Consider the following 14,164-nt stretch of genomic DNA (forward strand, 5'->3'; position numbering starts at 1 on the left):
AGGCCTCCGGCACACCGCAACACCGGTAGACATGCCTGACGGACCGGCCCCGGTCGTGACTTCATGCGAACAAGCGGCCGAGGCCGGTCACAGCGTGTCGAGGAAGCCGAGCGCCACCCGCCAGGTGGCCTCGGCGGCCTCCTCGTCGTAGTCCGGCAGACCGGGGTCGGTGTAGAGGTGACCGGCCCCCGGGTACCGGTAGATCTCCACATCGGCGCCGACCCGGCCCATCTGCAGGTACCAGGCGCTCAGCCAGTCGTCCGTCTCGAAGGCGTCCGGCTCGGCCACGTGCAGCTGCACCGGCAGCTCGTCCACCGAGGCGCTGGGCGCGATGTCCGACGTGCCGTGCAGGAGCAGCAGCCCCCGCGCCCGCTCGTCGCCCAGCGCCAGCGTCTGCGCGATCGAGGCCCCCAGCGAGAACCCCGCGTACACCAGCCCGCGCTCCGAGTACGGCGCCGCCGCCAGCACGGCCCGCTTCAGCAGCTCGTCCTTGCCGATCGACTCGTTGAACTCCATGCCCTCCTCGACCGTCTCGAACGTGCGGCCCTCGAAGAGGTCCGGCGTCCACACCACGTGCCCGGCGGCACGCAGCCGGTCCGCGGCCTCGCGCACCGCGGGCCTGAGCCCATAGGTCGAGTGAAAGAGCATGATGTTCATGAACCCATGGTGCCAGCCTGCCGCGTGACGCCTGTCACCCCCTTCTCCTCGAACGGCATGTTCAGGATCCCGTCGGAGCGGTTACGTTCGGATCCATGGAGATGGAGAACGTACTCCGCCCGCTGATCGTGGTCGGCGGCGCCGTCGTCCTCACCCTGCTGATCGGCTGGGCGACCGACCTGCTGCTGCGCAAGGCCGACGCCCGGCACAGCGAGACACCCCTGTGGGGCCTGCTGCGGCGCGGCCGCATCCCCTATCAGCTGGTGTTGTGCGCGGCCCTGCTCAGAGGCTCCTACGGCCAGGCCGAGCTGATCCTGGAGCACCGGGTCGCCGTCGGCCAGATCCTGACCCTGGTGCTGATCGGGTCGGCCGCCTGGCTGGTGGTGCGGATCGCGGCGGCGGTCGTCGACACGTCGTACACCCGCTACGCCCGCGGCCACACCGACGCGGCCCGGGTCCGCCGGGTGCGCACCCAGGTGTCGCTGATCATGCGGGTGGTGACGGCGGTCGTCGGCGTGGTGGCCGTGGCGGCGATGCTGCTGACCTTCCCGGCGATGCGCGCGGCCGGCGCCTCGCTGCTGGCGTCCGCCGGCATCCTCGGCATCGTCGCCGGTGTGGCCGCCCAGTCCACCCTGGCGAACATGTTCGCCGGGCTGCAGATCGCCTTCGGCGACATGGTGCGCCTCGGTGACACGGTCGTGGTCGACGGCGAGTGGGGCACGGTCGAGGAGATCACCCTGACCTTTCTGACGGTACGGACCTGGGACGAGCGGCGGATCACCATGCCGGTGTCGTACTTCACCTCCAAACCCTTCGAGAACTGGTCGCGGGGCACCCCCCAGATGACCGGGATCGTCTACTGGCACCTCGACCACTCGGCGCCGGTCGAGGCCATGCGGGACAAGCTCCAGGACATCCTGCGCGGGTGCGCGGCCTGGGACGGGCGCTCCTACGGCCTGGTGGTCACCGACTCGACGCCGAACACCATGCAGGTGCGGGCGCTGGTGACCGCCAAGGACGCGGACGACATCTGGACGGTCCGGGTGACCGTCCGCGAGCAGATGATCACCTGGCTGTGCGCGGAGCACCCGTACGCCCTGCCCCGGGTCAACACGGCCGACGCGGTCCTGCCGCCCAGCGGGATCATCCCCTCCCAGGACGGGGCCACGGCCAACCGGCGCCTGCACGAGCCGCCCCGCACCGGTCGCGGCTGAGGCCTCGTTCAGTGGCCGCGTTCGGCGCCGCCGTTGACCTGGACGACCTGCGAGGTGACGTGCCCGGCGGCCGGGGAGGCCAGCCAGTGCACGGTGGCGGCGACGTCGCCGGGTGTGCCGGCCCGCCCGGTCGACGTCTCGGCGACGAGCTGCTCCCGCCGGGCCTCGGCCACCGGACCGCCGAAGAAGTCGGTGTCCTCGACGTACCCGGGCGCGACCACGTTCACGGTGACCCCGCGGGGGCCGAGCTCCCGGGCCAGGTCGTGGGCGTAGGGGTGCAGGGCCGCCTTGGAGGCGGCGTAGGACCCGCTCCCCGAGCCCCGGAAGGCCGCTATGGAACTGATGAACAGCACCCGGCCGCCGGGATCGGCGAGCCGGTCCTTCAGCGCCTCCGTGAGCAGCACCGCGGTCAGCGTGTTCTGCCGGAAGTTGCCGGTCCAGACGCGGGCGGCGGCGTCGAGCGGGTCGCCGGTCCCCGCGTCCGGGGCGAGGGCCGCGTTCCCGCCGGCGCTGTGGACGAGCACGTCCACGGTCCCGAACTCGTCGGCGACGAACCGTGCGAGGGCACGCACCTGTTCGGGTTCGGCCAGATCGGCGGCGTACACCTCCGCCCCGGGCACCCCCGCCTTCTCCAGCACCTCTCTGCGCCGCCCGAGCAGCAGCACCCGGTCCCCGTCCCCGGCGAACACCCGCGCCGCGGCGAGCCCGATCCCGGTTCCTCCACCACTGATCACAATGTTCCGAGCCATGATCCGAGACTACGAGGGCGGAGCCGACGGCGCCTGTGACTGTCCACAGCCGCCATGTGCTTGTATTACTGCCGCTGTACAGCGCCGCGTCCGAACGACGGCCCCCGGCGCGAAGCGCTCAGCGCAGGCTGCGGACGTCCAGGTGCCGCAGCACCCGGTCCACGATCTCCGGATCCGCCCCCGGCTCGCTGCGCGCCGCCAGCACCTCGTGCCGGGCCGCGCTCAGCATCTCCTGCTGGATCCGCCGCAACCGCTTCAGCCGCCGCATGCGCCGGTCGTGGCCCTCCCGCCGCTCGTCCTCCACGACGTCGGGGCTGATCCGGAACCCGATCTCGAAGGCCCGCCGCAGCATCTGCTCCGTCACGTCCTCCGGCAACTCCTCGACCTGCTCGATCTCCTTCAGGCGCCGCCGTGCCGCCTTCGCCGCCCGTACCGCCAGCTCCTTCTCGATCTCCTTCTCGCGGTCGGTGTCGGCCCGTACCCCCAGCCGTTTCACCAGCCACGGCAGGGTCAGCCCCTGGAGGACCAGCGTCGCCATGATCACGCCGAAGGCGATGAAGACGATCTCGTCGCGGTCCGGGAAGGCGGAGCCGTCGTCCGTCTTCAGGGGGATGGCCAGGGCCAGCGCCACCGACGCCACCCCGCGCATCCCGGACCACCACATCACGATGGTCTCCCGCCAGCTGGTCGGGATCTCCTCGTCGTAGTCCCGCCGGGCGTGCAGCCGCTTCGTCAGCCAGGTCGCCGGCAGCAGCCAGACCAGCCGCACCACGACCACCACGCCCACGACCGCGGCCGCCCAGCCGAGCAGCTCGCCCCAGCGGCCGGACGCCGTGCGGATCGCGTTGTGCAGCTCCAGGCCGATCAGCCCGAACGCGACACCGGTGACGAGCGTGTCGACGATGTCCCAGAAGGTGTATCCGACGAGCCGGGTCATCACGTCGTCGGCGCCCACCGCGTGCTCCGCGAGGAACAGCGCGGTGGTGAGTACGGCGAGCACCCCGGAGCCGTGCAGTTCCTCGGCGAGGACGTAGGACGCGTACGGGACGAGCAGGGTCAGCCCGATCTGCAGGGTCGCGTCGCCGAGCACGTCCATCAGCTTGTTCGCGCCCCAGCCGAGCACCAGCCCCACGACGACCGCGACCACGGCGGACAGCAGGAAGTCCAGCCCGGCCCGCCACGGGGAGAAGGTGTGGCTGACCACGGCCGCGATGGCCACGTGGTAGAGCACGATGGCCGTGACGTCGTTGAAGAGTCCCTCGCCCTCCAGGATCGACACCAGCCGGCGCGGCAGCCCGAGCTGTCCGGCGACGGCGGTCGCGGCGACCGGGTCGGGCGGGGCGACCAGCGCGCCCAGCGCGATCGCGGCCGCGATCGGCAGTCCGGGCACGACGGCGTTGGCGACGACGGCCACGCACAGCGTGGTGACGAAGACCAGGGCCACGGCGAGCAGGAAGATCGGCCGTCTGTTGGCCGCGAACTGCCGCCAGGAGGTCCGCCGTACGGCGGCGTAGAGCAGCGGCGGCAGCAGGCCGGGCAGGATCAGCTCGGGCGGGATGTTCACGTTCGGCACGAAGTCGACGACCGCGAGGACGATCCCGAACAACGTCATCAGCACGGGCGCCGGCAGGCCGAACCGGTCCCCCACCGGAACGCTCACGAGGGCCCCGAGCAGCAGCACGAACAACAGGGCCAACTGATCCACGGCCAGCGCTCCGGGTGTAGACGATCACACAGCGGGCCTCCAGCGTGCCATGCCGGCTACAGAACCCGGCGCATCCCCCGGTGCGGGATGCCCGCCTCCTCGTACTCCCGGCCGTACGGCTCGTAGCCCAGCCGCTCGTAGAAGCCCAGCGCGTGGGTCTGCGCGTGCAGGTCCACCGCGGTCAGGCCACGCGCGCGTGCGGCCTCCTCGATGGCCCGGACCAGGGCGACGCCGATGCCGAGGCCGCGGGCCTCCTCGGCGACCGCGAGCCGGCCCAGGGAGCCGAGGGAAAGGTCACCGCCGGTCTTGGCCGCGGCCCGCTCGCCGTACAGCAGCCGGCCGGTGCCGAGGGGTGCGCCGTCCTCGCGGACCGCCAGGACGTGCACCGCGACGGAGTCGTACGCGTCGTACTCCAGGTCCTCGGGAACGCCCTGCTCCACCACGAAGACCTGCTTGCGCACCGCGAAACACGCCTCCAGGTCGAGCGGGTCCTCGGCGACGCGGACCGCGTACGCGCGCGTACTCATCCGTACGTCTCCTCGCGGACCTGGTCGAGCGCCTGCTGCAGGTCGGCCGGGTAGTCGCTGGCGAACTCGACCCACTCACCGTCCCCGGGGTGCTCGAAACCGAGGCGGACGGCGTGCAGCCACTGGCGGGTCAGGCGCAGCCGCTTGGCGAGCGTCGGGTCCGCGCCGTAGGTGAGGTCGCCCACGCAGGGGTGGCGGTGCGCGGCCATGTGGACGCGGATCTGGTGGGTGCGGCCGGTCTCCAGCTTCACGTCGAGCAGGGAGGCCGCGCGGAAGGCCTCGATGAGGTCGTAGTGGGTCACGGAGTCCTTGCCGTCGGCCGTGACCGCCCACTTGTAGTCGTGCTGCGGGTGGCGGCCGATCGGGGCGTCGATGGTGCCGCTGGTCGGGTCGGGGTGGCCCTGCACCAGCGTGTGATAGCGCTTGTCGACCGTGCGCTCCTTGAACTGGCGCTTCAGCGACGTGTACGCCCGCTCCGACTTGGCGACCACCATCAGGCCCGACGTGCCGACGTCGAGGCGGTGCACGATGCCCTGGCGCTCGGCGGCGCCGGAGGTGGAGATGCGGTAGCCGGCGGCGGCGAGCCCACCGATCACGGTCGGGCCGGTCCAGCCCGGCGAGGGGTGCGCGGCCACGCCGACCGGCTTGACGATGACGACCACGTCATCGTCGTCGTGCACGATCTCCATGCCCTCGACGGGCTCCGCGACGATCTCCACGGGCGCGGGCGCCCCCGGCATCTCGACCTCCAGCCAGGCCCCGCCGTGCACCCGCTCGGACTTGCCGACCACCGAGCCGTCGACCTGGACCTTGCCCGCCGCGGCCAGCTCGGCCGCCTTGGTGCGGGAGAAGCCGAACATCCGGGAGATGGCGGCGTCGACGCGCTCGCCCTCCAGGCCGTCGGGCACGGGCAGGGTTCGGATCTCGGGAATCGTGCTCACCCGTCGAGTATGCCGGACAGCGCCGACAGCCCCGTACGCAAGCCCCTGCGGGCGCCTGCCGCCCCCGCGTCAGTCCTTGTGGACGGTCCCGTCCGGGTCCAGGCCGCGGAAGGAGAGCAGCACGATCAGGATGCCGCCGCAGACGATCGCCGAGTCGGCCAGGTTGAACACGGCGAAGTCCTTGGGCGCGATGAAGTCGACGACCTGGCCCTCGAAGATCCCCGGCGAGCGGAAGATCCGGTCGGTGAGGTTGCCGAGTGCGCCGCCGAGCAGCAGGCCGAGCGCGACCGCCCAGGGGAAGCTGTACAGCTTGCGCGCCAGCCGGAAGATCACGACGATCACGGCCGCCGCGATCAGGGTGAAGATGATCGTGAAGGCGCCGCCGAATCCGAAGGCAGCGCCCGGGTTGCGGATCGCGTGGAACTCCAGCCAGTCGCCGACGACCTCGATCGGGGCGTGGTGCTCCAGCTTCGCGACCACGATCATCTTGCTGACCAGGTCGAGGGCGTACGCGAAGGCGGCCACCGCGAACAGCACGGCGATCCGGCGCCCGCGGCCGGGCCGCAGGTCCGCGGTGGACTGCTGATCCGCACCGGACGCGTCGGACGCACCGGGCGCCGCCGTCCGCTCGCCGCCGTCGTCCGGGGTGCCCGGCGTACCGATGATGCGTTCCGCCTCTGCCACGTGAGTCCCTCAACCTAGGTGCCTGCCTCGGGACGAGACTACGGCACACCCCACGGGACCCCGATGCTCAGTAGCGGCGTTCCTGCTTCTGCTTGCACTCCACGCACAGGGTGGCCCTCGGGAAGGCCTGCATCCGGGCCTTCCCGATGGCGTTCCCGCAGTTCTCGCAGAGGCCGTAGGTGCCCGCGTCGAGCTTCTGCAGGGCGCGCTCGGTCTGTTCGAGCATCTCGCGCGCGTTGGCGGCCAGCGCCAGTTCGTGCTCGCGGGTGATGTTCTTGGTGCCGGTGTCGGCCTGGTCGTCACCCGCGCCGTCCCCGGAGTCCCGCATCAGCCCGGCCAGGGCGCTCTCGGACGCGTCGAGCTCGGCGCGCAGCCGCATCGCCTCGGCCGTCAGCTCGGTGCGCGCCTCCTCGACCTCCTCCGGCGTCCACGGGTCCTCGCCGGGACGCACCGCGAGTTCGCCCGGAGCCGCCGTGGCGATCCGTGCCTTGGGGACGGCGGTGTCCGCCGCCGCGGCCGTGCCAGGAGTCTTCTTCGCAACCACCGTCGTGGCTCCCGTCTGCTTCGCGGCCCGCGCCGCGCCCGCTTTCTTGGCCGTGCTCTTCTTGGCCGTGCTCTTCGTCGCCGCGGTCTTCGTCGCCACGGTCCTGGACGCGCTCTTCTCCGCCTTCGCCGACTTCGCCCCGTCGGCCTTCTTCGCGACGGCCTTCTTCGCGGCCGTCCCGCTCACGGGCGACTTCTTCGCGGCCTCTCTCCCGGCGGAGGCCTTTTCACCCGGCGCTTTCCTGGAAGGAGCCGCCGCTGTCGCGTGCGTGCCCTGCTTGCCGTGGCCCCCCTCGGGGTCGCCGCCGGAGGCGGCCGCACCCCTGGACCGGCCGGACGCCGGCTGCTGTACGGCGGTCTTCTTCGCCACCATGGCCGCAGCCCCTTCACATATTGTGATCTTGCACGCGAACCGTGCTGGGACGATAAATCGACTTGAGTCCCGCGGCAACGGGGCACGCCGCCCGATCCGCCTGCCCCGCACCCCCCACGCAGCAGGTATGCATGCGTTGTGCCCAGCTCCCCGCGCGGTAATCCGCCGAGCCGGACATCCCAGGATGCGAACACGCGTACCACGCCATTCGGGTCATCTCGGCAGGTGGGCCGCCCTGCCCGGGCGGCGTCCGGAAAACGGGTCGGCCGCTGTCCGTGCGGCGCCGTACACTGGGCGGAGCGAGAAGCGTGGATGGGGACGAGTAGCGGCGTACGCAGCCCAGAGCGACCCGGGGACGGTGGAAGCCCGGGGGCGAGCGCGACGTGAAGATCACCCCGGAGCCGCCGGAAGAAAGCCCTGCAGTAGAAAGCCCTGCAAGGGTCGGTAGAGCCGGCTTCGCGACCCCAATGAGGGGGCTCACCGGCGCGCACGGCGTCCGGAGGGCCAAGGAGGGTGGTACCGCGGGAGCGCGCCGCACACGGCGTAGGCAGGACAAGGCTCTCGTCCCTCCGACGGAAGGCAGCAAGTCCGTTGGAGGAAGCTCGCAGATGACAGCGCCGACGTACCGCCAGGTGCCCGCACAGGTCGACCTGCCCGCCCTCGAGCACGCCGTGCTCGACTTCTGGCGCGAGCAGAAGATCTTCGCCAAGACCCTGGAGCAGTCCGAGGGCCGCCCCGAGTGGGTGTTCTACGAGGGCCCGCCCACCGCCAACGGCATGCCCGGCGCCCACCACATCGAGGCGCGCGTCTTCAAGGACGTCTTCCCCCGCTTCCGCACCATGCGCGGCTACCACGTGGCCCGCAAGGCCGGCTGGGACTGCCACGGCCTGCCCGTCGAGCTGGCGGTCGAGAAGGAGCTGGGCTTCAGCGGCAAGCCGGACATCGAGAAGTACGGCATCGCCGAGTTCAACGCCAGGTGCCGGGAGTCGGTGACCCGCCACACCGACGCCTTCGAGGCGCTGACGACCCGCATGGGGTACTGGACCGACCTCGACGACGCCTACCGCACGATGGACCCCGAGTACATCGAGTCGGTCTGGTGGTCGCTGAAGACGATCTTCGACAAGGGCCTGCTGGTCCAGGACCACCGCGTCGCCCCCTGGTGTCCGCGCTGCGGCACCGGCCTGTCCGACCACGAGCTGGCGCAGGGCTACGAGACGGTCGTCGACCCCTCCGTGTACGTCCGTTTCCCGCTCACCTCCGGTCCGCTCGCCGGCCAGGCCGCGCTCCTGGTGTGGACGACCACCCCCTGGACCCTGGTGTCCAACACGGCGGTCGCCGCGCACCCGGAGGTCACCTACGTCGTCGCGACCGACGGCGAGGAGAAGGTCGTCGTCGCCGAGCCGCTCGTCGCCAAGGCGCTCGGCGAGGGCTGGGAGACCACGGGCCAGTCCTTCACCGGCACCGAGATGGAGCGCTGGACCTATCAACGTCCGTTCGAGCTCGTGGAGTTCCCGGAACCGGCGCATTACGTCGTGAACGCGGAGTACGTCACGACCGAGGACGGTACGGGCCTGGTCCACCAGTCCCCCGCCTTCGGCGAGGACGACCTCAGGGTCTGCCGCGCCTACGGCCTGCCGGTGGTGAACCCGGTCCGCCCGGACGGCACCTTCGAGGAGGACGTGCCCCTGGTCGGCGGCGTCTTCTTCAAGAAGGCCGACGAACGGCTCACCGAGGACCTCAAGCAGCGCGGCCTCCTCTTCAAGCACCTGCCGTACGAACACAGCTACCCGCACTGCTGGCGCTGTCACACCGCGCTGCTCTACTACGCGCAGCCGTCCTGGTACATCCGCACCACAGCGATCAAGGACCGGCTGCTCGCGGAGAACGAGCGGACGAACTGGTTCCCGGAGACGGTCAAGCACGGCCGGTACGGGGACTGGCTGAACAACAACATCGACTGGGCGCTGTCCCGCAACCGCTACTGGGGCACTCCGCTGCCGATCTGGCGCTGCGAGGACGACCACCTGACCGTGGTCGGCTCCCGCGCGGAGCTGACCGAGCTGACCGGCACCGACCAGTCGGATCTCGACCCGCACCGCCCGTTCATCGACGAGGTCACCTTCGCGTGCCCGCAGTGCGCGAAGACGGCCACGCGCGTGCCGGAGGTCATCGACGCCTGGTACGACTCGGGTTCGATGCCGTTCGCGCAGTGGGGCTACCCGTACAAGAACAAGGACCTGTTCGAGAGCCGGTACCCGGCCCAGTTCATCTCCGAGGCGATCGACCAGACCCGCGGCTGGTTCTACACCCTCATGGCGGTCGGCACGCTGGTCTTCGACAAGTCGTCGTACGAGAACGTGGTCTGCCTGGGGCACATCCTCGCCGAGGACGGCCGCAAGATGTCCAAGCACCTGGGCAACATCCTGCAGCCGATCCCGTTGATGGACCAGCACGGCGCGGACGCGGTGCGCTGGTTCATGGCGGCCGGCGGCTCCCCGTGGGCGGCCCGCCGGGTCGGGCACGGCACCATCCAGGAGGTCGTCCGCAAGACGCTGCTGACCTACTGGAACACGGTCGCCTTCCAGGCGCTGTACGCCCGTACGTCGAACTGGGCGCCGTCCGCGGCGGACCCGGCCCCGGCCGACCGTCCGGTCCTGGACCGCTGGCTGCTCTCCGAGCTGCACGCGCTCACCGACCAGGTGACGCAGGCGCTGGAGGCGTACGACACCCAGCGCGCCGGCAAGCTGCTCTCCGCGTTCGTCGACGACCTGTCCAACTGGTACGTCCGCCGTTCCCGGCGCCGGTTCTGGCAGGGCGACAAGGCCGCGCTGCGCACGCTGCACGAGGTCGTGGAGACCGTCACCAAGCTGATGGCCCCGCTGACCCCGTTCATCACCGAGCGGGTGTGGCAGGACCTGGTGGCGCCGGTGACCCCGGGCGCCCCGGAGTCGGTGCACCTGTCGTCCTGGCCGGAGGCCGACCTCTCCGCGATCGACCCGGAGCTGTCGAAGCAGATGGTCCTGGTGCGGCGGCTCGTGGAGCTCGGCCGGGCCACGCGCGCGGAGTCGGGCGTCAAGACGCGGCAGCCGCTGTCCCGGGCGCTGGTCGCGGCGGTCGGCTTCGACGCGCTCGACCCGGAGCTGCACGGGCAGATCACCGACGAGCTGAACGTGTCGTCGCTCGCGTCCCTCTCCGAGGTGGGCGGGTCGCTGGTCGACACGACCGCAAAGGCCAACTTCCGGGCGCTGGGCAAGCGGTTCGGCAAGCGGGTGCAGGAGGTCGCCAAGGCGGTTGCCGCGGCGGACGCGGCCGCGCTGTCGCTGGCGCTGCGCGAGGGCACGGCGTCGGTCGAGGTCGAGGGCGAGACGGTGACGCTGGCGCCGGACGAGGTGATCATCACGGAGACGCCTCGTGAGGGCTGGTCGGTGGCGTCGGACTCCGGTGCGACCGTCGCCCTCGACCTGGAGATCACGGAGGAGCTGCGCCAGGCGGGCCTCGCCCGGGACGCGATCCGGCTGATCCAGGAGGCGCGCAAGAACAGCGGGCTGGACGTCGCCGACCGGATCGCGCTCCGGTGGGTGTCGACCGACCCGGCGGTGATCGCGGCGCTGGCGGAGCACGCTCCGCTGATCGCCGACGAGGTGCTGGCGACCGACTTCTCGCAGGGCGAGGGGGATGACGGTTACGGCGATCCCTTCACCGACGAAGGGCTCTCGCTGACGTTCCGGCTGCAGAAGGCGTAGCCGCCGGCCTGTCCCAGAAGGGGCCCGGTCTCCACGGCGGGGATCGGGCCCCTCTCGCATGCGCGGGCCGGAGCACCCACCGTGCGCGGTTCCCCGCGCCCCTTCAGAGACCCCCACCCCCTCACACCTGCGGGCCTACGCCCTGAGCGTGCGCGGTTCCCCGCGCCCCCTCGGACACACCAGCCCCCTCACACCTGCGGGCCGACGCCCTCAGTGTGCGCGGTTCCCCGCGCCCCCTCGGAGACACCAGCCCTCTCGTATGCGCGGGCCGGAGCAGCCGCCGTGCGCGGTTCCCCGCGCCCCTTCAGAGACACCCACCCCCTCACACCTGCGGGCCGACGCCCTCAGTGTGCGCGGTTCCCCGCGCCCCCTCGGAGACACCAGCCCTCTCGTATGCGCGGGCCGGAGCAGCCGCCGTGCGCGGTTCCCCGCGTCCCTGGTGGGGGCGGTGGGTGGTGCTGGGAAGTGGGGGCGGACGCAACCCGCGTAAAAAGGGCGGGGCCCCGGATCGGAATCCGGGGCCCCGCCCTGTGGTGCTCTGCCGACGGCTACTCGCGCGTTACGCGCCCGCCGTCAGTTGTCGTCCTCGTCGATGAGGAAGCCACGCATCGGGGACGGCGCCTGGCCCATCGGAGAGGGGCCCTGCGGGCGTACCGGCGCCATCGGCTGGGTCATCGCCGGCGTCATCTGCTGCTGGCCGCCGTAGGACGGGGCAGCGGGGGACGGGCCGCCCATCGACGGGTTGCCGCCGTAGGACGGGGCGCTCGCGCCGGCCGGGGCCATGGAGGGAGCCGGGGACGGCGGGAGGGAGGCCGCAGCCGGGGTGCGCGGCGGCGCCAGGGAGTCGTCGGCCTGGGTCTCCAGCTGACGCAGCTGCGACTCCAGGTACGACTTCAGACGCGTGCGGTACTCGCGCTCGAAGCCGCGCAGGTCCTCGACCTTGCGCTCCAGCGTGGCGCGCGCGGACTCCAGGGAGCCCATGGCGACGCGGTGCTTCTCCTGCGCGTCCCGCTCCAGCGCGTCGGCCTTGGCGCGGGCGTCCCGCTCCAGACCCTCGGCGCGGCTGCGGGCCTCGCCGACGATCTTGTTGGCCTCGGAGCGGGCCTCGGCGATCGCCTGGTCGGCGGTCTGCTGGGCCAGCGAGAGGACACGGGCGGCGCTGTCGCCACCGGGGCCCTGACCGGGGCCGCCCATCGGACCGCCCATGGGGCCGCCCATCGGGCCACCCATCTGCTGCTGCATGGGGGGCTGGCCACCCATCGGGCCCATGCCCTGACCCATCGTGCCCTGACCCATCGGGCCGGGACCCTGGCCCATGCCCTGACCCATCGGACCGGGACCCTGGCCCATCGGACCCTGACCCATCGGACCCTGGCCCATCGGACCCTGACCCATCGGGCCCTGACCCATCGGGCCGGGACCCTGCGGACCGCCCTGGCCACTGGGACCGGCCGGCAGCTGCGGGGCGCCGCTCGGCAGCTGCGGGGGACCGCCCATGGGGCCACCCATCTGCTGCTGCGGCGGGCCCGATATGCCGGCGGGCACCGGAGCGCCGGGACCTCGCATGCCCTGCTGCGGCATACCGCCCTGAGGCATGCCCTGCTGCGGCATACCCTGAGGCATCCCGCCCTGCTGGGGCATCCCGCCCTGAGGCATGCCGCCCTGCTGGTCCTGCGGCTCCGGAGGCTTGCGCATGTTCTGCTGGTTCTGGGCAGCAGCGCGCGTGGCCGCGGCCAGCTTGGCGCGCAGGTCCTCGTTCTCGCGGAGCAGGCGCGTCAGTTCGGCTTCGACCTCGTCGAGGAAGGCATCGACCTCGTCCTCGTCATAGCCTTCTCGGAGGCGGACGGTCGTGAACTGCTTGTTCCGCACGTCCTCGGGGGTCAACGGCATCTCTTCACCTCAACGTAGTCGTCGGCATCGGCAAGACGGTAGGTCACATCGCTCATCACAGCCGACCAACGATCGCGATCAGGATGTAGACGATGATCATCAGTACGAAGAAGGACAGGTCGAGCGCCACGCCCCCGAGACGCAGCGGCGGGATGAACCGCCGCAGAAGCTTGAGCGGTGGATCGGTGACAGTGTAGGTGGCCTCAAGTACGACCACCATCGCCTTGCCGGGTTGCCATGAGCGGGCGAACTGGAACACGTAGTCCATGACCAACCGGAAGATCAGCACGATGAGGAAGCACATCAGCGCGATGTAGATCACATCCAGGAACACGCTCATGGTCCGTGCTTTCCCTCTCCCCTGTTTCCGTGCCTAGTACCGGTCTTGCGTCTCAGCTCTGGTTGAAGAACCCGCCCTCTGCGATGCGGGCCTTGTCCTCCGCCGTGACATCGACGTTAGCAGGCGACAACAGGAACACCTTCTGCGTCACCCGCTCGATGCTGCCGTGAAGACCAAACACCAAACCGGCCGCAAAGTCGACAAGTCGCTTCGCGTCTGTGTCATCCATCTCAGTCAGATTCATGATCACCGGGGTGCCCTCACGGAAGTGTTCCCCGATGGTACGGGCCTCGTTGTAGGTCCGGGGGTGAAGCGTGGTGATCCGGTAAGGCTCTCGTTCCGACACGACCTTGGGCATGATCACCGGTGCGTTCTTCTCCAGGCTTGCGCGTTCTTGTGTGATGGACGCCACGGGGGCGATGCGCGCCGGGCGTCCCGATTCCGCGGGGAGCGCAGCGGAATGCGACACCGGCTCGCGCGGGGGCGACGGCTGTACCACTCGTACCGAATCGTCCCTTTGGGACTGGTGTGAACCGTGGGACTGGTGTGACGGCTCATGCCGTCGGTGATCCCGCTCGGGCTCCGGGTCCAGTTCGGGCTCGAAGTCGTCGTCGGGGTCGAATCCGCGGCCGTCGTACCCATCGTCCTCCACGAGGCCGAGGTAGACCGCCATCTTGCGCATCGCGCCGGCCATGCTCTGAGTCCTCCGCTCTGTGGTGGATCGGTGACGACTACCAAGTCCCGCGATCCACACGGCCGTTGTGCCCATATTGGGCGGCATTGACCATATTTTCT

The 14,164-nt window shown here is 71.0% G+C and carries 12 protein-coding genes; 2 read left to right on the top strand and 10 right to left on the bottom strand.

What is annotated here, in order from left to right; genetic code table 11:
• Window positions 1–87 precede the first annotated feature (87 nt).
• Window positions 88–657, bottom strand: coding sequence for a dienelactone hydrolase family protein (locus tag ACIQVL_RS01700; RefSeq protein ID WP_403431383.1), 570 nt, complete (start codon window positions 655–657; stop codon window positions 88–90).
• 101 nt (window positions 658–758) lie between these two features.
• Between ACIQVL_RS01700 and ACIQVL_RS01705 the strand changes: the two genes are divergently transcribed.
• Complete coding sequence (locus tag ACIQVL_RS01705; protein ID WP_403431450.1) at window positions 759–1,871, top strand: mechanosensitive ion channel family protein; 1,113 nt, start codon at window positions 759–761, stop codon at window positions 1,869–1,871.
• A gap of 8 nt (window positions 1,872–1,879) precedes the next feature.
• Here the strand turns inward: ACIQVL_RS01705 and ACIQVL_RS01710 are convergent, their stop codons facing one another.
• The 6 genes from ACIQVL_RS01710 to ACIQVL_RS01735 all read right to left on the bottom strand — a co-directional run bounded on the left by ACIQVL_RS01710 (window position 1,880) and on the right by ACIQVL_RS01735 (window position 7,393).
• Entirely contained in the window at window positions 1,880–2,620 is a 741-nt protein-coding gene (locus ACIQVL_RS01710; protein ID WP_403473991.1) for an SDR family NAD(P)-dependent oxidoreductase, read from the bottom strand.
• Between the two features lie 118 nt (window positions 2,621–2,738).
• Entirely contained in the window at window positions 2,739–4,325 is a 1,587-nt protein-coding gene (locus ACIQVL_RS01715) for a Na+/H+ antiporter (RefSeq protein ID WP_403431379.1), read from the bottom strand.
• A gap of 56 nt (window positions 4,326–4,381) precedes the next feature.
• Window positions 4,382–4,852, bottom strand: a complete 471-nt coding sequence (locus tag ACIQVL_RS01720) for a GNAT family N-acetyltransferase (RefSeq protein ID WP_403431377.1) — start codon at window positions 4,850–4,852, stop codon at window positions 4,382–4,384.
• Window positions 4,849–5,793 (bottom strand): RluA family pseudouridine synthase, encoded by a 945-nt coding sequence (locus ACIQVL_RS01725; protein ID WP_403431374.1) that lies wholly within the window; start codon window positions 5,791–5,793, stop codon window positions 4,849–4,851. Before ACIQVL_RS01725 ends, ACIQVL_RS01720 begins: the two co-directional genes overlap by 4 nt.
• A gap of 69 nt (window positions 5,794–5,862) precedes the next feature.
• The gene (lspA, locus tag ACIQVL_RS01730) at window positions 5,863–6,477 is read right to left on the bottom strand and encodes a signal peptidase II (RefSeq protein WP_403431371.1); all 615 of its coding nucleotides are present in this window, start codon (window positions 6,475–6,477) and stop codon (window positions 5,863–5,865) included.
• Between the two features lie 67 nt (window positions 6,478–6,544).
• Window positions 6,545–7,393 carry a TraR/DksA family transcriptional regulator gene (locus tag ACIQVL_RS01735; RefSeq protein ID WP_403431369.1) on the bottom strand — a complete coding sequence of 283 codons (849 nt, stop codon included), beginning with the start codon at window positions 7,391–7,393 and terminating at the stop codon, window positions 6,545–6,547.
• Window positions 7,394–8,001: 608 nt separating this feature from the next.
• Here ACIQVL_RS01735 and ileS point away from each other — a divergent pair.
• Window positions 8,002–11,139 carry an isoleucine--tRNA ligase gene (gene ileS / locus ACIQVL_RS01740; RefSeq protein WP_403473992.1) on the top strand — a complete coding sequence of 1,046 codons (3,138 nt, stop codon included), beginning with the start codon at window positions 8,002–8,004 and terminating at the stop codon, window positions 11,137–11,139.
• A 573-nt stretch (window positions 11,140–11,712) separates the two neighbouring features.
• Here the strand turns inward: ileS and ACIQVL_RS01745 are convergent.
• The 3 genes from ACIQVL_RS01745 to ACIQVL_RS01755 are packed head-to-tail and all read right to left on the bottom strand — an operon-like array spanning window position 11,713 to window position 14,063.
• Entirely contained in the window at window positions 11,713–13,029 is a 1,317-nt protein-coding gene (locus ACIQVL_RS01745) for a DivIVA domain-containing protein (RefSeq protein WP_403431363.1), read from the bottom strand.
• A gap of 55 nt (window positions 13,030–13,084) precedes the next feature.
• Window positions 13,085–13,369, bottom strand: coding sequence for a YggT family protein (locus ACIQVL_RS01750; protein ID WP_046729537.1), 285 nt, complete (start codon window positions 13,367–13,369; stop codon window positions 13,085–13,087).
• 52 nt (window positions 13,370–13,421) lie between these two features.
• A complete protein-coding gene (locus ACIQVL_RS01755; RefSeq protein ID WP_093504102.1) occupies window positions 13,422–14,063 on the bottom strand; it encodes a cell division protein SepF in 642 nt (213 codons plus the stop codon).
• Between the last annotated feature and the right edge of the window lie 101 nt (window positions 14,064–14,164).

It is taken from the genome of Streptomyces sp. NPDC090499 (assembly GCF_044769305.1).
Taxonomy (GTDB): Bacteria; Actinomycetota; Actinomycetes; order Streptomycetales; family Streptomycetaceae; genus Streptomyces.